This is a genomic window from Streptomyces sp. NPDC057002 (genome assembly GCF_042673825.1).
Taxonomy (GTDB): domain Bacteria; phylum Actinomycetota; class Actinomycetes; order Streptomycetales; family Streptomycetaceae; genus Streptomyces.
In genome coordinates this window covers 621,126-639,307 of the sequence record NZ_JBHURZ010000004.1, presented here as the reverse complement: position 1 = coordinate 639,307, position 18,182 = coordinate 621,126, and the positions used below count along the sequence as shown (strand labels likewise).

The 18,182-nt window shown below is 68.4% G+C and carries 19 protein-coding genes, 1 tRNA gene and 1 pseudogene; 13 read left to right on the top strand and 8 right to left on the bottom strand.

Annotated elements, in window-relative coordinates; all coding sequences use genetic code 11:
• Positions 1 to 89: 89 nt before the first annotated feature.
• Positions 90 to 638, bottom strand: coding sequence for a DNA-binding protein (locus tag ACFT32_RS22930; protein ID WP_189727172.1), 549 nt, complete (start codon positions 636 to 638; stop codon positions 90 to 92).
• A gap of 181 nt (positions 639 to 819) precedes the next feature.
• Between ACFT32_RS22930 and ACFT32_RS22925 the strand changes: the two genes are divergently transcribed.
• Positions 820 to 892 (top strand) — tRNA-Ala (locus tag ACFT32_RS22925).
• Positions 893 to 963: 71 nt separating this feature from the next.
• On the opposite strand, the gene ACFT32_RS22920 is transcribed toward ACFT32_RS22925, so the two are convergent.
• The 3 genes from ACFT32_RS22920 to ACFT32_RS22910 all read right to left on the bottom strand — a co-directional run bounded on the left by ACFT32_RS22920 (position 964) and on the right by ACFT32_RS22910 (position 4,797).
• Positions 964 to 2,256 (bottom strand): MFS transporter, encoded by a 1,293-nt coding sequence (locus tag ACFT32_RS22920; protein ID WP_382492159.1) that lies wholly within the window; start codon positions 2,254 to 2,256, stop codon positions 964 to 966.
• 149 nt (positions 2,257 to 2,405) lie between these two features.
• Complete coding sequence (locus ACFT32_RS22915) at positions 2,406 to 3,137, bottom strand: 2OG-Fe(II) oxygenase (protein WP_382492157.1); 732 nt, start codon at positions 3,135 to 3,137, stop codon at positions 2,406 to 2,408.
• Positions 3,138 to 3,177: 40 nt separating this feature from the next.
• Positions 3,178 to 4,797 (bottom strand): ABC-F family ATP-binding cassette domain-containing protein, encoded by a 1,620-nt coding sequence (locus ACFT32_RS22910; RefSeq protein WP_382492154.1) that lies wholly within the window; start codon positions 4,795 to 4,797, stop codon positions 3,178 to 3,180.
• Positions 4,798 to 5,369: 572 nt separating this feature from the next.
• On the opposite strand from ACFT32_RS22910, the gene ACFT32_RS22905 reads away from it, so the two are divergent.
• The 3 genes from ACFT32_RS22905 to ACFT32_RS22895 all read left to right on the top strand — a co-directional run bounded on the left by ACFT32_RS22905 (position 5,370) and on the right by ACFT32_RS22895 (position 8,566).
• Positions 5,370 to 6,374: a ThiF family adenylyltransferase gene (locus ACFT32_RS22905; RefSeq protein ID WP_382492151.1), complete on the top strand. Its 1,005-nt coding sequence runs from the start codon at positions 5,370 to 5,372 to the stop codon at positions 6,372 to 6,374.
• Positions 6,375 to 6,481: 107 nt separating this feature from the next.
• The gene (locus ACFT32_RS22900; RefSeq protein WP_382492148.1) at positions 6,482 to 7,810 is read left to right on the top strand and encodes an ABC transporter substrate-binding protein; all 1,329 of its coding nucleotides are present in this window, start codon (positions 6,482 to 6,484) and stop codon (positions 7,808 to 7,810) included.
• Between the two features lie 9 nt (positions 7,811 to 7,819).
• The gene (locus ACFT32_RS22895; protein WP_382492146.1) at positions 7,820 to 8,566 is read left to right on the top strand and encodes a class I SAM-dependent methyltransferase; all 747 of its coding nucleotides are present in this window, start codon (positions 7,820 to 7,822) and stop codon (positions 8,564 to 8,566) included.
• A 75-nt stretch (positions 8,567 to 8,641) separates the two neighbouring features.
• On the opposite strand, the gene ACFT32_RS22890 is transcribed toward ACFT32_RS22895, so the two are convergent.
• Positions 8,642 to 9,343: a DUF5324 family protein gene (locus tag ACFT32_RS22890; protein WP_382492143.1), complete on the bottom strand. Its 702-nt coding sequence runs from the start codon at positions 9,341 to 9,343 to the stop codon at positions 8,642 to 8,644.
• A gap of 354 nt (positions 9,344 to 9,697) precedes the next feature.
• On the opposite strand from ACFT32_RS22890, the gene ACFT32_RS22885 reads away from it, so the two are divergent.
• Complete coding sequence (locus ACFT32_RS22885) at positions 9,698 to 10,225, top strand: peptidylprolyl isomerase (RefSeq protein WP_382492140.1); 528 nt, start codon at positions 9,698 to 9,700, stop codon at positions 10,223 to 10,225.
• A 150-nt stretch (positions 10,226 to 10,375) separates the two neighbouring features.
• Positions 10,376 to 11,266 (top strand): rhomboid family intramembrane serine protease, encoded by an 891-nt coding sequence (locus ACFT32_RS22880; protein WP_382492137.1) that lies wholly within the window; start codon positions 10,376 to 10,378, stop codon positions 11,264 to 11,266.
• Between the two features lie 255 nt (positions 11,267 to 11,521).
• Here ACFT32_RS22880 and crgA read toward each other — a convergent pair whose 3' ends face one another.
• Entirely contained in the window at positions 11,522 to 11,776 is a 255-nt protein-coding gene (crgA, locus tag ACFT32_RS22875; protein ID WP_215120283.1) for a cell division protein CrgA, read from the bottom strand.
• Positions 11,777 to 11,916: 140 nt separating this feature from the next.
• Here crgA and ACFT32_RS22870 point away from each other — a divergent pair, with 140 nt between their 5' ends.
• Genes ACFT32_RS22870 through ACFT32_RS22845 form a run of 6 tightly spaced genes read left to right on the top strand, consistent with a single transcriptional unit; the run spans position 11,917 to position 16,197 of the window.
• Complete coding sequence (locus ACFT32_RS22870) at positions 11,917 to 12,699, top strand: DUF881 domain-containing protein (protein WP_382492134.1); 783 nt, start codon at positions 11,917 to 11,919, stop codon at positions 12,697 to 12,699.
• Positions 12,700 to 12,719: 20 nt separating this feature from the next.
• Positions 12,720 to 13,397 (top strand): class E sortase, encoded by a 678-nt coding sequence (locus tag ACFT32_RS22865; RefSeq protein WP_382492131.1) that lies wholly within the window; start codon positions 12,720 to 12,722, stop codon positions 13,395 to 13,397.
• Between the two features lie 17 nt (positions 13,398 to 13,414).
• Positions 13,415 to 13,612, top strand: a complete 198-nt coding sequence (locus tag ACFT32_RS22860) for a hypothetical protein (RefSeq protein WP_189727378.1) — start codon at positions 13,415 to 13,417, stop codon at positions 13,610 to 13,612.
• Positions 13,609 to 14,247 (top strand): aminodeoxychorismate/anthranilate synthase component II, encoded by a 639-nt coding sequence (locus ACFT32_RS22855; RefSeq protein WP_193479173.1) that lies wholly within the window; start codon positions 13,609 to 13,611, stop codon positions 14,245 to 14,247. The genes ACFT32_RS22860 and ACFT32_RS22855 overlap by 4 nt, the downstream gene beginning before the upstream one ends.
• Positions 14,244 to 15,431, top strand: coding sequence for a class E sortase (locus ACFT32_RS22850; protein ID WP_382492128.1), 1,188 nt, complete (start codon positions 14,244 to 14,246; stop codon positions 15,429 to 15,431). The genes ACFT32_RS22855 and ACFT32_RS22850 overlap by 4 nt, the downstream gene beginning before the upstream one ends.
• Positions 15,432 to 15,444: 13 nt before the next feature.
• On the top strand, positions 15,445 to 16,197 hold the full coding sequence (locus ACFT32_RS22845; protein ID WP_382492125.1) for a class E sortase: 753 nt from the start codon (positions 15,445 to 15,447) through the stop codon (positions 16,195 to 16,197).
• Between the two features lie 43 nt (positions 16,198 to 16,240).
• On the opposite strand, the pseudogene ACFT32_RS22840 reads toward ACFT32_RS22845, so the two are convergent.
• Together ACFT32_RS22840 and ACFT32_RS22835 are read right to left on the bottom strand one after the other, a co-directional pair.
• Positions 16,241 to 16,381, bottom strand: a pseudogene (locus tag ACFT32_RS22840) (restriction endonuclease); the annotation flags it as partial.
• A gap of 30 nt (positions 16,382 to 16,411) precedes the next feature.
• Complete coding sequence (locus ACFT32_RS22835; protein ID WP_382492122.1) at positions 16,412 to 16,969, bottom strand: TetR/AcrR family transcriptional regulator; 558 nt, start codon at positions 16,967 to 16,969, stop codon at positions 16,412 to 16,414.
• A 74-nt stretch (positions 16,970 to 17,043) separates the two neighbouring features.
• Here ACFT32_RS22835 and ACFT32_RS22830 point away from each other — a divergent pair, with 74 nt between their 5' ends.
• Positions 17,044 to 18,123: an FAD-dependent monooxygenase gene (locus ACFT32_RS22830; protein WP_382492119.1), complete on the top strand. Its 1,080-nt coding sequence runs from the start codon at positions 17,044 to 17,046 to the stop codon at positions 18,121 to 18,123.
• Positions 18,124 to 18,182 lie beyond the last annotated feature (59 nt).

Genomic DNA, 18,182 nt, shown 5'->3' with positions numbered 1-18,182 from the left:
GCTGTCCCCCGTGACGCCGGTCAGCGTCCGTCCCCCGTCAGATCACTCCGTCCGGCTGCCGAACCCCCTTCGGCTGCCGGGCGGTGTGATCAGCTCTGGTGGGACTGGTAGTGCGCGACCGCGTCCGAGGTGCGGCCGGCCCCGTACACCCGGAGGAACTCTGCCAGTTCCGGGTGGGTCGGGGCGAGGGTCTCCGCGGCCTCGATGATGTCGCCCGCCGCCGCGACCGAGCGCAGCAGCGACTGGATCTCCCGGACCACGCGCTTGACCGTGGGCGCTCCCGAACTGGTCGTCGTCTGCGTGGTGTTGCTCAGCACCGAGCCCCCCTGTGACTTCTTGATCTCCTCCATGCGCTCAGTGGCCTCGGCCGCGCTCACGCTGCCGTCCGCGACCTGCCCCGCCAGGTCCTGCAGCAACTGCACGCGCTGCACGACGGCCGGGTTGCCGATCTTCGCCCGCTGCCCGCTCATCAGCTGCGACAGCATCGGTGCGGACAGTCCCAGAACCCCCGCGAGACGAGCCTGGTTGAGACCAAGATCGTCGATGAGCCTACGGAAGAGCGCCCCCAACGGCTCCCCGTACCAGTTCCGCTGCAGTTCCCGCGCTCTTGCGGTGGCTTCCTGCTGTGCGGCGTCCATTGCGTCTCCCCATCGCTTCCCCATGTACGGCGGTTCGCGGTAGCGAACCACGCCGAGCATCTTACGGAGAGTGGTCGGCGACGGGGACCCCCAATCCTTTTGCGGAATCACGGGGGTGACCCGGTACTCTGGTCTCCGACGCCCGCCGGGACATGCTTCGTCCGGGCGGATGTCCCCTTCCGGGGCCTTAGCTCAGTTGGTAGAGCGCTGTCTTTGCATGGCAGATGTCAGGGGTTCGACTCCCCTAGGCTCCACTTGATCGGACCCCTCTGATCTGCGGAAACGCGGTCAGAGGGGTCTTTCTTGTGCTGCTCGGCGCATCGGGTCAGACGGTGCTCACGGGCTCCGCCTCGTTCACGTCGTACGTGCCGAGGTGGCGGTTGAAGACGACCCAGGCGATGGAGGTCGCGAGGCCGCAGGACGCGATGACCAGGGCCGTGGTGGGGCTGAGGAACTGGGAGACGGTGCCGCCCACGATCGCGCCGACGGGTTCGAAGCCCAGCGTCGTGAAGCGCATCGCGGAGGTGACCTGGCCGATCATGTGCGTCGGCGTCACCATCTGCTTGATCGTCTCGCTCATGACCAGGTTCACGACGATGGCGAAGCTCCACAGGAACATCCCGGCGGCCACGGCGAGGAACCGCAGGAGGGAGGAGTCCAGCAGTTCGGAGCCCGGGACGAGGAAGGCGCCCACGGTGGGCACGACCAGGGACAGGACGTAGAGCAACCGGGTCCGCACCTTGCTCATGAACGAGGAAGCGGCCGTCGCGGAGAGCACACCGCCGAGCCCGCCGGCCGCGCTCGCGAGGCCGACGAGGAGGGGACTGAAGCCCAACTCCTTGACCACATAGAAGGTGTAGACGGCGAAGAACATCGCGGTGAAGAAGTTGAAGTGGGCCGCGGAGACGATCACCGGTCGCAGCACGGGGTGGGAGAAGGCCCAGGTGAAGCCGGTCAGGGCGCCCTTGACGGACTCCTGCTCCTCCGCGCTCTCCTGCTCGGCGTCCTCGTCCTGGGCGGCCTCGTGCCCGGTGTCCTCCTCCCCCTTCTTCGTGCTGCCTCCGGACCCGAGCAGCAGCACCGTGCTCGCGACATAGCTGCAGACATCCGCGACCAGGGCCAAGGGCGCGCCCAGCGCCTGGACCAGGAGTCCTCCCAGGCCCGGACCCGCGACCTCGCTGACCGCCGTGCTGCCCTCCATATACGAGTTGATCTTGGGGAGTTGGCGGCGGTCGAAGGTCAGCACCATGTGCGAGGACAGCGCGGAGTCGTACAGGAGGGTGAGGGCGCCGACCAGGAAGACGGTCGTGAAGAGCAGGGGGATGCTCAGCAGGTCCAGCGCGTAGGCCACCGGGATCATCCCGATCAGCAGCAGGCGCAGGATGTTCGCCGTCACCATGACCGACCTGCGCGGATAGCGGTCGGCGGTCATGCCCACCCACAGCCCGAGGAGCAGCACGGCCAGCGACTCGGCACTGCCGAGCAGTCCCATCTCGAACGCGGAGGCGTCGAGGGTTCCCAGGGCGAGCAGCGGGATGATGACCACGCTGGCCTGGGTACCGAAGAGGGACACGGTCTGGGCAGTCCACAGGTTTCTGAAACCGCGGTCTTTGAGCACGTCGGACTCCTGGCGGCACGCCGGTAGATCTGATGAGAACGATGGCGGACGTCACCGCACGGCCCTGCCTGTTGCGGCGAGAGCCGTGCGGGGATCAACAACCGGCCGCCGGAGGCTCGTTGGGGCGGGCCGTCGTCCGTGAGCGGCCGCTACTTGGCCGTGCCGAAGTGTACGGCGATGGAGTAGCGCACCCAGGACCGCGAGCGGATCCCGCACACGCTGTGGTGGTATCCGGGGTTGATCCGCAGGAGGGCCACGCGTCCTTGCTCGGGCTGCGTGGCCAGGGCGGCTCCGCTGGGAGCCTCCACCACGAGTTCGCCGCCGTCGCCCGCGGCCCACCCGGGGGAGAGGAAGAAGACGAGGCCGAAGCGCCGGTCGTCGAAGGTGTCGGAGTGACGGCGCAGATAGTGGCCGGCCTCGTACTTGGCGATGTCGGCCGAGCGGAAGGAGACCCGCTCGCCGAAAGCCCCCGAGAACGCCTCGGCCACGTCGGCGCTCTTGAGCGCGGAGATGAAGGCGCGGATGCCCAGGGCGGTCCGGGGGATGTCGCGCAGACAGCCGCTGCGGGAGAAACGCCGCTCCGGAGGAGCCTCGGCGAATTCCTCCTCGCCGCACGGCTTCACGTTGTCATCGGGGGTGAGCAGCCAGTGCTCCGTGGCCCAGGTCGGCAAGGCGGCCAGCTCGGAGACGAGGGGGTCTGTCATGTCCGCAGGCATCAGGGGCAGGCTGGTGGCCGGAGCGTCGCTTCCCGGCCGCAGCCGGCCGAGTGCTTCCGCCACGGGGGCCGCGGTCAGCATGCCGATCGTCTTGCCGTGGAAGGCGATCGCGGCGTCCCTGCTCATGTGGTCCATGACAGAAGCGGTCTGCGCCGAGTCCTGCATCTTGCCTCTCCTTCGGTCGGTAGGGGGCCACGCCAAGGGATCAGCGGACCCTGGTCACCCGGTTCTCGTCCCACACCGGTTCCTGCGTCTGCACCACCTCGCCGTCGGAGCGGAAGAGGAGGTAGCGGTTGAAGGAGCTCGCGAGCCAGCGGTCGTGGGTGACCACGACGACCGTGCCGTTGAACTCCTCGATGGCCTGCTGGAGCGCCTCGGCCGAGACGAGGTCGAGGTTGTCCGTCGGTTCATCGAGCAGGAGCAGCGTCGCGCCGCCGAGTTCCAGGAGCAGGATCTGGAACCGGGCCTGCTGTCCTCCGGACAGCGTTTCGAAGCGCTGGTCCGCCGCGGCCGCCAGCTCGTACCGGGAGAGCATGCCGGCGGCGGCCCCGCGGTCCAGGCCCTCGCGGATGCCTTCGCCGCGGCCCATGATCTCCACGAGCGTCCTGCCCGCCCACTCCGGGTGCTGGTGGGTCTGGGTGAAGAAGCCGGGCACGACCCGTGCGCCCAGCCGCCAGGAGCCCGAGTGGTCCACTTCGAGGCCGGCCAGCAGCTTCAGCAGGTGGCTCTTGCCGGAGCCGTTCGAACCCAGTACCGCGACCCGGTCTCCCAGGTAGATCTCCAGGTCGAACGGTTTCATGAGCCCGGTCAGTTCCAGCTGCTCACAGGTGATGACGCGGGTTCCGGTACGGCCTCCCGTCAGCCGCGGGACCACGCGCTGCTCGCGGGGCAGCTCGGGCGGGCGGCCGGCCTCCTCGTACTTGCGCAGCCGCGTCTGGGCGGCGCGGTAGCGGGGAGCCATGGCGGCGCTGATCTTCGCCTGCTCGCCGAGGGTGTGCACCAGGTCCTTGAGCCGTTCGTGCTCCTCGTCCCACCGGCGGTGCAGCTCGGCCAGCCGCTCGCGCCGGGCCTGGCGGGCTTCCTTCCAGCCGGTGAAGGAACCGCCGTGCACCCAGGTGCTGCGGCCTTCGAGAGCGACGACCTTCGTGGCGACGTTGCCGAGCAGGGCCCGGTCGTGGCTGACCAGCAGCACGGCCTTGTCGGTGGTCCGCAGCCGCTCTTCCAGCCACCGCTTGCCCGGGACGTCCAGGTAGTTGTCCGGCTCGTCGAGGATGAGCACCTGCTCGCGCCCGCGCAGCAGCGCCTCCAGGACGAGGCGCTTCTGCTCGCCGCCGGAGAGGGTGTTGACGTCGCGGAAGCGGGCGCGGTCGAAGGGCATGCCGAGCGCCGCGGTGGTCACCACGTCCCACAGGACTTCGATCTCGTAGCCGCCGGCCTCGCCCCAGGTGCTCAGCGCCTCGGCGTACCGCATCTGTGTGGCCTCGTCGTCGCGTTCCATCAGCTCGAGTTCGAGGGCGTCGATATCCGCCGCGGCCGTGGCGATCCGCTCGGGGGCGGCGGCCAGCAGCAGATCGCGCACGGTCGACTCATCACGCACCGAACCGATGAACTGCGGCATCATCGCCAGGCCGCCCTGCACATGGACGGTGCCCGCACGCGGCTTGAGCCGCTTCCCCGCGACGTTGACCAGGGTGCTCTTCCCCGCGCCGTTGTGGCCGATCAGGGCCGCGACCTCCCCGGCCCCCACGGAGAAGCTGACGTCTTCGAACAGTGTTCGCCCGTCGGCGAGATTGCACCGGACACTGTTGAATTCAAGGAATCCCATGATTCTGAGCTTCGTTCTCTCGCTTTGGAAGATGCGCTGCGTGCGGCGCGGAATTTAACGCTCCGGTTTTAGGTGGTCCGCCCAAAGGGTCCACTACCCCTGCTCGGTGGCCCTTCAATCCCCCGTATCAATCCCCCCGCAGCACGGCGTCAAAGACGTTCACGTGTTTCACGGATCCTGCCTGGCCAGATCCCCGAACACAAGGGGAAGAAATGTCCGTGTTGCAGGCATTGAGCATGCTTTGCGGTGAAAAATAAATCTGGATGAGAGACGCTTGACAAGCGCGTGTCCGAATGGTGAAGCTTCCTGACGTCAGAGCAATTCAGTTCCGATGCACATGAGGAGCGACAGTGAACGAGAACGTTGCTGAGTCCGCAATTCAGGTTGCCTCGCAGGAGCAGGATGACATCTTCTTTATCGAGGAGATGGACGTGGCCGACGCCGCTCAGGTGATGGTCCACCGCTGTTGACAGTCTGAGTGGGAGTGCGGCCCCGATAAAACGGGGTCGCACTCCCACTCCGTGCATCCCTGAGTGGTATCGGCTCCTGCCTCGAGGATGTGTTCGCGCGCTATGCGTGTATGGCTGAACCCGGCCTGGCAACTGGAATCGGCCGACGGCACGGTGACGTTCCAGGGCGAGAAGAAGAAATACGTCCTCGATGACGGCAAGGGCACCGTCAGCCGACTGCTGGAAGCCCTTGTAGGCGGCTGCGAGAACGCAGCCCTCGAAGCGCTGACGCGACGTGACCCCGAATGCGCGGGACTCGTCAGAGCCCTGCGGAAACGCGGTCTTCTCATCGAGTCGCCATCGGGACCCGCGGGCGACGACAGTGTCCATGCCCGGCAGTGGGGGCATCTGGCTCTGCACACACACCGCCCTGACGAGGCACAACGCCGTATCTGCGGTGCCAAGGTCATGGTCATGGGTGTCGGCGGCACCGGCAGCGTGATCCTCCAGCACCTCATCGGAGCCGGGGTCAGGCGCTTCGTCCTGGTCGATGCCGACAAGGTGCAGCTGAACAATCTGAACCGCCAGTTCACCTTTCCCAGGGCAGCCGTGGGCGAACCCAAACTGGACGCGGCCCGCACCTATATCCGTGACCGTGTACCGGACGCCGACATCTCGCTAGTCGACCGGTTCGTCGGATCACCAGCGGAAATCTGCGAAGTCCTGGAAACGCATGCGAACGTCGATGTCATCGCCGTCTGCATCGACCAGCCGATCGGCAGCATCTCCGATGCGGTGGCCGAAGCGGCCTGGGCCCGGAATATACCGTCGATATTCGGCGGTGTCGGCATGCAGCGGGGCTTCTACGGGCCGCTCTTCGCCCCGGGGAGATCGACCGTGACTCCCGAGCAGCTCTCTTTTCCGGTGCGCGCCGACGCCGCTCCGGAGAATGATGCCGGGAATCTACGGAGCACGCGCTATTCCTTCGGTCCCAACAACACCATCGTCGGTGCCTGGATGGCCGCTGCGATCATTCATCATCTGGCGGGCATCACCGAGCTCGTCGAATACGACGCAAGAAAAATCATCGACTTCGAAACCGGTAATATCATCGCCCAGGCCCAATAAGCGGGCGCTCGGCATGCTGTGGTGAAGGCTTTGAGCGGCTGTACCTCGCCCTAGCGATACGGTTCGCGCCAAAAAACGCAGCAGTATCGCGCCAAAGGGGAAGCGGCATGTCCAAGCCGATCCGTGTGGAAACGGACCTGATTCCGTCGGGCCTCTACGGCGCGGCCGACGACTGGACCGGCCTGACGATCACACGCCAACTCGCCCGCCCGCTCTTCGTGGAAGGCCCCGACCGCACCCTGAGGCCGGGCCTGCTGCACAACGCGCTCCGCCTGGACGAGAAACGCTGGGACTTCGCCCTGCGGCCCGGTGCGCGATGGTCCGACGGCCGGCCGATCCGCGCTCGCGACATCGCCCGGCACATCGCGGCGGTCCCCAGGCAGGCCGGCCCCTTCGCCTGGCTCGTGTCGCTCATCGAGCGGATCCAGCCCCTCGACCCCGACCGGCTGCTGCTGACCACCCGCCGGCCCGTCGGCAATCTGCCCGCGCTCCTGGCCAACCCCGTCTTCGGCCCTCGGCACAGCGACCCGGCTGTCACCAGCGGCGCATACACCCTGGCCGACGGCCCGTCCGGTGAAATCCGCCTGCGGGCAACCGGCCCCTGGCCCGATGTCACCTACGTCCTGTCCTCCGACGCCGAGCACGGGCAGCGCCTCTACGACCGAAGAGCCGTCGACATCACCTGCCCGACGACGTTCCCCGTGGTCCGCTGGGCACATCGCGCCGACTACCCGGACCTCCAGGTCGACGACCTCGACATCGCCGTCGCCCTCCTGCCGCCGAGCGGTATGGCCGAGGCGCACAAGCAGGCCGTCGCGGCCGCCCTCGACCGCCGGGACCTGTCGCGCAGGCTGCACGGCGCACTCAGCCCACTGGACTCCTTGACAGGCTTGTGGGACCCGCACCGACCACCTACCGCACCGGCCCGCGCGGCACACGAAGGGTTGCCGGCGCCCGGGCGCACCCCCGCCCGCCTGGTCTTCCCGGACTTCTCACCGAACGGGGAGACGGCACACATCCTCGCCGACCAGATCGGCGAGAACACCGGACTCACCCTCCGGCCCGAGGCCATCGACTACCGGGCCTATCTCACCGAGCTCCACACCACGTACCGCGAAGACTTCCGCCTGGTGCTGATGGCCTCGCCCTGGCCCGACCCGGTTGCCCTCCTTCTCCCCTTCACCCGCCGACCGGCGGCCCAGCTTCCCGGAGGGCCCGAGTCCGCGTTCAAGGACATCGTGCACCGGGCTCTGGCAGCGGACGACCTCCAGGACCGCCTCGGCCACTGCGCCGAGGCCGAACAGCTGCTGAGCGCGACCGGCGAAGTCTGCCTGGTCGGACGGCTCAGGTCGGCCGCCCGGCTCCGCGTGAAGAACTACGTCAGCCCGCCGTCCGGCTGGGCCGACCTGTCGGTGTGCGAACCCCCGCAGGACTGAGGACAAACGATGGCAAAGATCAACTACCTGAAGGTCAACGAGCGGTACTGGGACTCCAACAGCGAGCTCTACCACGAGGCCCACCCCGAGCACTTCGACGCCGACAGACACCCGTCCTGGGGGATCTGGCACCTTCCGGAGAGCGACCTCAAGATCTTCACCGATGACCTCCCGGCCGGCTCCCGGATCATCGACCTCGGCTGCGGCATCGGGCACGACACCACCGGGTTCGCCCGCGCCGGATACGAGGCCTTCGGAGTGGAACTCTCCTCCGGCCAGCTCTCGCGCGCCCTCGGCGAGGGAGCCGCAGGCTTCGTCCAAGCCGCCGCGGAGCGCCTGCCGTTCCGTTCAGGGGTCTTCGACGCGGCCTTCTGCGACCACGGCGCGTTCGACTTCTCCCCACCACAGCGCCTGCTCCAGGAAGCCCACCGTGTGCTCCGCCCCCGCGGCGTCCTCGGGCTGTGCACCTACTCCCCGCTCCTGCAGATGTGCTTCGACAACCAGAGCGGCACGGTCGGCGAGCACCTCGCGAATCCGTACGGCGACGCCCGGATGAAGTACGGCGGCGATGTGGTGGTCTTCCACTCCACCTACGCCCAGTGGATCGACATGTTCCGGGACTGCGGATTCTCCATCGAACGACTGGTGGAACCCCTCGCCCCGGCCGGCGGTGCCACCTACTTCAAGGAAGCCCTCGACCGGAACTGGGCGGAGAAGTGGCCGGCGGAAGTGGTGTGGAAGGTGCGCAAGGTCTGAGCCCGGGGCTCTGAGGCCTGGGTCTCCGGCCTCCGGTCGGCATCTCGTGTTTCACGTGAAACAGCGCGGCGGCCGTCAGGAACGGTCGTCGCGCTGAGCGGCCTCTTCCTCTGCCTGCTTGGCCTCAACCTCCGGGTCCAGGACCGACTGGCCGGTGCCGTCCACGGAGGACAGCCGGCCCGACTCGGGAACCTCGGTCGCGGCGGGCGGCTCCACCAGCCAGTCCGGGTTGGCCTGCTTGTCCCACCACTTCCAGGCGGCGAAGGCACCACCGGCGAGGGCGCCCAGAATCGCCAGCGTCTTCACGGCACGGCCGGCCCTCGCCCGCCGTTCCTGCTTGCGGACCAGCTTCTGGATCTCCTTCGACGAGACCTGACCACGAAGCGCGGCCAGCGCGGCCACACTCCGGGCGGCGGCCTCGGTCGTGACGGGACCGGCCGCGGCCCTCGCCTGCTCAAGCCTCGGCCGGGAGTAGTCCGCCGCCTGCTTTGCGGCCTTGCGGGTGCGGACGGCGGCTTCCTGGGCGGCCTGGTCGACCTTCGGCGGCACATGCGTACGGGCCTGCTCCAGATACGGCTGCACATGGGCGCCGTACTGAACGCGTGCCTGTCCGGCGGCCTGGGTCACCTTGGGCGCCAGCCGTACGCGTGCCTCGTGTGCGTAGTGCGTAGCCCTGTCCTTGGCCGTGTCGGCGTAGGGCGCCACCACTTCCGCGGCGTGCAGCACGCTGTCCTTCGCCGAACCGGTCGCGGCGCGCACGCTGTCGATGCGGGTCACGGGTTCCTCCTCCTCGGTGGCGTACGGTATTTCGACTTTCCACCCTTTTACGGATCATGCCTCCGGGTGCGCCGTCAGGCATGCGCGGGCGGGCATCCGGGTCACGGGAAACGGCGCAGGGCCCTCTCAGGTCGAGAGCCGATCACGTGCAATAGCGGATGAATCGGGGGCAACGGGAGCTTGTCGTCGACAATGCCACGGATCGTCGCCGCGCGCGCCCGCCCCGGGACCACTCGCCTGGATTTCCGCAGCCGATCGGCCCCGTTTCCCCCCGGGCGAACGGAGGTCAGGCGACGTGGAGCGCCGTCCATGCGAGGATCAGGGAGTCACGGAAAGACAACGGAAGGCAGGATCGTGGCTGAGCAGCTCTACGCCACCCTGAAGACCAACCACGGCGACATCGAAGTCCGGCTTCTGCCGAACCACGCCCCCAAGACGGTCAAGAACTTCGTCGAGCTCGCCCAGGGCGAGCGGGAGTGGACTCACCCCGAGACCGGGAAGAAGTCCACGGACAGGCTCTACGACGGTACGGTCTTCCACCGGGTGATCAGTGGCTTCATGATCCAGGGCGGTGACCCGCTGGGCAACGGCACCGGCGGTCCCGGCTACCAGTTCGAGGACGAGTTCCACCCGGACCTGCGCTTCGACAAGCCCTACCTGCTGGCGATGGCCAACGCCGGCCCGGGCACCAACGGCTCGCAGTTCTTCGTCACCGTCTCCCCGACGGCGTGGCTGAACCGCAAGCACACCATCTTCGGCGAGGTCACCGACGCGGCGAGCCAGAAGGTCGTGGACACCATCGCCGCGATCCAGACGAACCCGCGCACCGACCGCCCGCTCAACGACGTGGTCATCGAGTCGGTCGTCATCGAGACGCGCTGAGCACGAAGGCCCGCACAGGGGAACCAATCGCCCCGCTCATCCGTAAGGATGGGCGGGGCGGGGCTTTTCCCACCACGGCTTTCCCACCACGGCTTTTACGAGTCACGGCTTCCACCACAGACCCACGGCTTCCACGACATAGGGGATCTCATGGATGACCAGGCTGCGGGCAGCCCGCAGGACGCCCACAGCGTCCCCATGTGCTACCGCCACCCGGACCGCGAGACCGGCATCCGCTGCACCCGCTGCGAGCGCCCGATCTGCCCCGAGTGCATGGTCAACGCCTCCGTCGGATTCCAGTGCCCCGAGTGCGTCCGCACCGGCTCCGGCACAGGTCACGCGCCCTCGGCCGCCATGCCCCGGACGATCGCGGGCGGCGCGATCACCTCCGACCCCCGGCTGCTGACCAAGATCCTCATCGGTATCAACCTGGCGGTGTTCATCGCCGTCCAGGTGCGCGAGTCGATCCTCACCGACATCGTCCTGCTCGGCGCTTGGCCGCCGGCGCCCTTCACGCCCACCCAGGGCGTGGCGGGAGGCGAGTGGTACCGCATGGTGACCTCGATGTTCACGCACCAGGAGATCTGGCACATCGCGTTCAACATGCTCAGTCTGTGGTGGCTCGGCGGCCCGCTCGAAGCGGCCCTCGGCCGGGTCCGCTATCTCGCGCTCTATCTCGTCTCGGGCCTGGCGGGCAGTGCCCTGGCCTATCTGCTGGCCTCCCCGAACACGGCCACGCTGGGCGCCTCCGGCGCGATCTTCGGCCTCTTCGGGGCCACGGCCGTGCTGATGCGCCGGCTCAACTACGACATGCGGCCGATCATCGCGCTGCTGGTGATCAACCTGATCTTCACCTTCAGCCCGGGCTTCAACATCTCCTGGCAGGCCCACATCGGCGGCCTCGTCGCCGGTGTCGTCGTCGGCTACGCCATGGTCCACGCCCCCCGTGCGCACCGCGCGCTGGTCCAGTACGGCACCTGCGCGCTGGTCCTCGGTGTGGTAGTCCTGCTGACCCTCCTGAGGACGGCCCAGCTCAGCTGAGCGTGATGTTGTCCACAGCGGGTGTCGAATCTTGTGCACACGGTGCGGGAACACATGTGCCCCCTGTCACCGACCTGCTTTTCCGCAGGTCAGGCAGGGGGCGAACAAGTTTTCGAGCTGCGGTACTTCCGTCGTACCGGCGTCAACACCCAACGAGTTATCCACAGATCGTCTTTCTTTTCCACCTGTGGATAACCGCTGTGGATAACTCAGCGAACAGCCCTGGGCAGAGCTGCGTTCACCGTCAGGTGACCGCTACTTCCACTGAGTGGAGACACCGAATCCGGCGGCGATGAAGCCGAAGCCCACCACGATGTTCCAGTTGCCCAGCGAGTCGATGGGCAGCGAGCCGTCGGTGACGTAGAAGACGACGATCCAGGCCAGGCCGATGAGGAACATGGCCAGCATGACGGGCGCGACCCAGGAACGGTTGGTCAGCTTGATGGCCGTTGCCTGCTTCGCCGGCGGCGGCGTGTAGTCGGCCTTCTTGCGGATACGTGACTTCGGCACGAGGGTCTCTCCTGTCGATGCGCTGCGTGGCCGCGCAGGGAACTGGGTCTGGCTCGGGGGCAGCGTGAGGGGACTCTGAGTGCTCCCCCGGTCGTCCGTTAGCGTAGTGCTTCCGTGGCGCCGAAGGAGATAAGGGTACGTTGAGCAATTCTGCCGACTCCCCCGGGACGGGATCCACCCCTGGGCGCGCGCGCCGCTTCCCGCCCGTGCGCATCCTCACGGCGGCCGTCTTCGCTCTCGCGGGACTCATCTTCTTCACCAGCTTCAACACCGCCAAGGGCACCAACATCCGCACGGACAGCTCCCTGCTGAAGCTGTCCGACCTCATCCATGAGCGCAGCCGTGAGAACGGCGAGCTGGACGAGACCAACGGAACCCTGCGCAACGACATAGAGGCGCTCGCCGAGCGGGACGACGGCAGCACCAAGGCGGAGGACGACAAGCTCGCCGCCCTGGAACAGCGCGCGGGCACCCAGAAGCTCAAGGGCGAGTCGCTCACGGTCACCCTCAATGACGCCCCGCCGGACGCCACCGCCAAGCTCCCCGGCTACCCCGAGCCGCAGCCCGACTTCCTGGTCATCCACCAGCAGGACCTCCAGGCCGTGGTGAACGCGCTGTGGCAGGGCGGGGCCAAGGGCATCAAGGTCATGGACCAGCGGCTGATCTCCACCAGCGCGGTGCGCTGTGTGGGCAACACCCTGATCCTCCAGGGCCGCGTCTACTCACCGCCGTACAAGATCACGGCGGTCGGTGACCCGGGCAAGCTCCAGAAGACGCTCGCCGCGTCCCCGGCGATCCAGAACTACATGGTCTACGTCAATGTCTACGGGCTCGGCTGGAAAGTCGAGGAGAACGGGCCGGTGACTCTTCCCGGCTACTCGGGCACAGTGGATCTGCACTACGCGAAGCCCGTGGAGCAGTAGCCAGGCCGGGGGAGCTGCCGGTGCGCGTGATCGTCAGGACCGTCAGCGAACTGTGCATCACCGTCGGCGCCGTGATCGTGCTGTTCGTCGTCTATGTGCTGTTCTGGACCGGTGTGAAGGCCGACCATGTCATGGACGACCAGATCGAACTGCTCCAGAAGGAGTGGTCGAAGCCCCGTCCGCCGGCCGGCGGCTCCCCCGCGAGCCCGGGGCGGCCCGCGCCCTACGCCAAGGGCAAGCCCTTCGCGATCATGTACATCCCGCGTCTTGGTTTCACGTGGAACAAGCCGGTGCTCGAGGGCACCGCGACCGGCACCCTGAAGAAGGGGCTCGGCCACTACGCGGACACCGCCCAGCTGGGGCAGAAGGGGAACTTCGCGGTCGCCGGCCACCGCCGCACCTACGGCGATCCCTTCAAGGACTTTCCCAGGCTGCGGCGCGGCGATGCCGTGGTGCTGACCGACGGCACGACATGGTTCACGTATCGGATCGACAAAGGCCCGTACAAAACAGTGCCCTCGGACATCGAGGTGATCGACCCTGTTCCACGTACTTCCGGGTACACGCGTCCGGGCCGGTATCTGACGCTGACCACGTGCGAACCGGAATGGGGACACAGTCATCGTCTGATCGTCTGGGCGCACCTGGACTCCACCCAGCCTGTGGAGGCCGGGAAACCGGAGGCGTTGCGCCGTTAGTCTGGTGGCTGTACGGCGTGGGTCTGGTGCCGTGGTACGACGGAAGGGACGGCATGTACGGCTGGGTCTGGCGGCATCTGCCGGGGAACACGTGGGTGAAGGCGCTGATCTCACTCGCCCTGGTCGTGGCCGTGGTCTACGTCCTCTTCCAGTTCGTCTTCCCGTGGGCGGAACCGCTGCTGCCCTTCAACGATGTGACGGTGGACAACCAGTGAGCGCGCGCATTCTCGTCGTCGACAACTACGACAGCTTCGTCTTCAACCTGGTCCAGTACCTGTACCAGCTGGGCGCCGAGTGCGAGGTCCTGCGCAACGACGAGGTGTCGACGGCGCACGCCCAGGACGGCTTCGACGGCGTCCTGCTCTCCCCGGGGCCCGGCACTCCGGAGCAGGCGGGCGTCTGTGTCGACATGGTCCGGCACTGCGCCGCCACGGGCGTCCCGGTCTTCGGCGTCTGCCTCGGCATGCAGTCGATGCAGGTGGCGTACGGCGGTGTCGTGGACCGCGCGCCCGAGCTGCTGCACGGCAAGACCTCGCCGGTGGAGCATGCGGGCAAGGGCGTCTTCGCGGGTCTGCCCTCGCCCTTCACGGCGACGCGCTACCACTCGCTGGCCGCCGAGCCCGCCACGGTCCCGGCCGAGCTGGAGGTCACGGCCCGGACCCACGACGGCATAGTCATGGGCCTGAGGCATCGCGAACTTCCGGTCGAGGGCGTGCAGTTCCACCCCGAGTCGGTGCTGACCGAGCACGGGCACCGGATGCTGGCCAACTGGCTGGTGGAGTGCGGCGACCAGGGCGCGGTGGCGAGGTCGGCCGGGCTCGCCCCGGTGGTGGGCAGGGCCACGGCGTGACGGCGCTGCGCCCCGAGCGCGAGTCCGACACCTCGTACGGGCAGCAGTCGTACGGGGCGCAGGGTGCGTTCGAGGACTGGTCGGACTCGGGGGCGTACGGCGCCTCCCCGCAGCCGGAGCCGCAGCAGACCCCGCAGCCACAGCCGTACATGTCAGAGCCGTATAGGCCGGAGCCGGATCCGGGTCCGTACACGGCGTCGTACGAGCCTCTCCCCGAGGAGCCGTACCTGCCTCCCGTCGACGAGGAGACGGTGGCGCTGCGGATACCGGATCCGCCGCCCGCGGCCGGTGACTCCACAGCGGGCTCTCCGGGCTCCTCCGCCCCGCGGCAGGCCGGACCGGCCCACGGCGGCCGGGCGGCCCGCAGAAAGGCCGCCAAGCGCCGTCACGGGCGCCATGGGGGCGCTCCGGACGCCCGCTCGGCTCAGGAGGATCAGGAGGGCCCGGCTCGGGAGGGGCGGCGGGCGCCGCTGTCACGGGTCGAGGCGCGGCGGCAGGCGAAGGCGCGCAAGCCGGGCGCGGCGGTCGTCGCCAGCCGGGCGATAGGTGAGGTTTTCATCACGACCGGCGTGCTGATGCTGCTGTTCGTCACCTATCAGCTGTGGTGGACCAACGTGCGGGCGCATGCCCAGGCCGGCAAGGAGGCCAGCAGCCTCCAGGACGACTGGGCGAACGGCAAGCGCAACCCGGGGGCCTTCGAGCCGGGGCAGGGCTTCGCCATCCTGCACATCCCGAAGCTGGACGTGGTCGTGCCGATCGCCGAGGGCACCAGCAACAAGGGCGTCCTGGACCGGGGCATGGTCGGGCACTACGCGGACGGCGCGCTGAAGACCGCGATGCCGGGCGACAAGAGCGGCAACTTCGGGCTCGCGGGTCACCGCAACACCCATGGAGAACCGTTCCGGTACATCAACAAGCTCACGCCGGGTGATCCGATCGTCGTCGAGACGCAGGACGAGTACTTCGTCTACAAGATGGCGTCGATCCTGCCGGTGACCCCGCCGAGCAACACGAGCGTCCTGAAGCCCGTCCCCACCGGGTCGGGATTCACCGAGCCCGGCCGTTACATCACGCTGACCACGTGCACGCCGGAGTTCACCAGCAAGTACCGGATGATCGTCTGGGGCAAGATGGTCGAGGAACGGCCGCGCAGCAAGGGCAAGCCGGATGCGCTCGTCAGTTAAGGGCAGATGACCAGTGGCAGCGACCACCGACACGGACCACGAAGAGCACATCGGCGCGCCCGCGTCGCGGCGGGCAGCGGCACGCCGCCGGCCCGGCCCGATCGCCATAGCGGTCAGTGTCTTCGGGGAACTCCTCATCACCGCGGGCCTGGTCCTCGGTCTGTTCGTCGTCTACTCGCTGTGGTGGACGAACGTCGTCGCCGACCGCGCGGCCGGCAAGCAGGCCGACAAGGTCCGTGACGACTGGGCCCATGGCCGGGGCGGCCCGGGCGTGCTGGACACCAAGAACGGCATCGGCTTCCTGCACGTGCCCGCGATGAAGAACGGCGAGGTCCTGGTCGAGAAGGGCACGTCGAACAAGATCCTGAACGACGGTGTCGCCGGCTACTACACCGACCCCGTCAAGTCGGCCCTGCCGATGTCGGGCAAGAACGGCAACTTCTCCCTCGCCGCCCATCGCGACGGCCACGGAGCCCGGTTCCACAACATCGACAAGATCAAGAAGGGCGACCCGATCGTCTTCGAGACGAAGGACAAGTGGTACGTCTACAAGGTCTACGACATCCTTCCCGAGACCTCGAAGTACAACGTCAAGGTCCTCTCGAAGGTCCCCGAGGAATCCGGCAAGAAGAAGCCGGGCCACTACATCACCCTGACGACCTGCACGCCGGTGTACACGAGCACGTACCGCTACATCGTGTGGGGCGAGCTGGAACGGGTCGAGAAGGTGGACGCGGACCGGACACCGCCGAAGGAACTGGGCTGACTGTGGTCCGGGGCATCAGCCGCCGGCGGTCCGAGGCGAGGGCGGGGTTTTCCACAGGCTGTGTACGCGCCAGGTACTCCATGTCGAGGAGATACACACGCACCTGACGTGCGACTTCGCTGTCACGGAGCAGCATGGCGACGTTGAGGACGGCGCGTCGGGAGAAGAGGGCGAGGGAGCGGGTCGTATATCCGGGGCAAGCCATGACAGAGCCCTAACGCCGCAGCAGCGCCCCCAGTACCAAACGGATTCCGGGCTCCGGATCGAAGTGGGGCTGGGGCAGGGACACCTGATGGAAGATCATGCCGTCCAGGTAGTCGAACAGGACGCGGCAGTGTTCTCGCGGTTCGGGGGAGCCCAGGGTCGTGAGCCACTGGGACACCCAGCTGATCAGGGACTCCTGCGCGTGGCTCAGTGGGGCGCGGACGTCGGGGCGGGCGAGGCCCTCGAGGACGAGTGCGTAGCGGGCGGCGGTGCGGTGGCGGCCCGGGCCGAGGGCGTGGCGGACCATGTGGGTCAGGGCCTTGACGAAGGCCTCGGGGTCCTCTGTCGCCGGCTCGCCCGCGGTGCTTTCCCAGTCCCGGCGGTCCCATGACTCCAGGTGGGTGACGACGCCGCTGACCAGGACGTCTCGGCTGCGGAAGTGGTTGGACGTCGTACCGGCCGGCACGCCCGCGGCGGTGTCGACCGCCTGGTAGGTGAGGCGCCGCAGGCCACCCTCGGCCAGCACCGCGATGGCCGCGTCCAGTACTTCGTCCCGCCTGCCCGGCATGCTTCCGTCTCCCTCTCCCGCGATCTTCTACTATGAATATAGTGCCGCTACTACAAACATAGTAGCGTGGCGGCATGCCCAAGAAAGCGATCATCGTCGGCGGTGGCACAGGCGGTCTCGCCGCCGCCGTTCACCTCCAGGCAAGCGGCTGGGACGTCGAGGTGCGCGAGCGTGCTCCCGCGCCGCCGGGCACCGGCACCTCCGTCGGCCTGTGGCCCGGCGCGTTGAGGGCGCTCGACGAGCTGGGAGTGGGGCAGGCCGCCCGTCGGCAGGCCCGGCCGGCGACCCGGGGCACCTTCCTGCGGGCCGACGGCCGTCTCATCGGGAACGTGGACTTCGCGGGCCTGCGCCGCCGCACCGGCGACACCGTGCACGTGATCGCACGGCCGGCGCTGTTCACGACCCTCACCGCCGCGCTCGACGACGGCGTCGTGCGCTACGGGGAGGAGGTGGCCGATGTGCGTACCCTCACAGGCTCCTGCGACGTCGTCATCGCGGCGGACGGACTGCGCAGCCGGGCCCGCACGACCCTCTTCGGCGCCGCATACGGCCCCCGCTACTCGGGAGTCACCGCGTGGCACGGCACCGTGGACCTCGACACCGAGGCCATCAGCGAGACCTGGGGGCAGCGCGCCCGCTTCGGAGTCACCCCGCGCACCGGCGGCCACTCCAACTGGTTCGCCTGCGCCCCCGCACCCGAGCGCGTCCCCGTTCCCGGCGGCGATCTCGCGGCCCTGCGGAGCCACTTCGGGTCCTGGCACCCCGGGGTGCGCCGGGTCCTGGACCGGGTGGCCGAGGACAGCGGCGCGGGCATCTCGCGCAACGACCTGTACGACCTGGCCGAGCCGCTCCCCGGCTATGTCAGCGGCCGCACGGCCCTGATCGGCGACGCCGCCCACGCGATGACGCCCGACCTCGGCCGGGGCGCCTGCGAGGCGTTGACCGACGCCGTCACGCTGGCCCGCGAACTGGCGTCCCGTCCCCGCGTCGAAGACGCCCTGGCCGCCTACGACGCGGCCCGCCGCCGCCCCACCCAGCGGCTGGCCCGCGCCGCCCGGCTGATGAACCGCGCGGTCCACACCCACCGACCGGTCGGCGCGGTGCGGAACGCCGCGATGCGGGTCTTCCTCACGGTGGGCCGGCCGCCGGCCTGATGTGCGAAAGGGCCCCGGCGCCCTCCGAAGAGGGGGCCGGGGCCCTGACGTACGTGCCT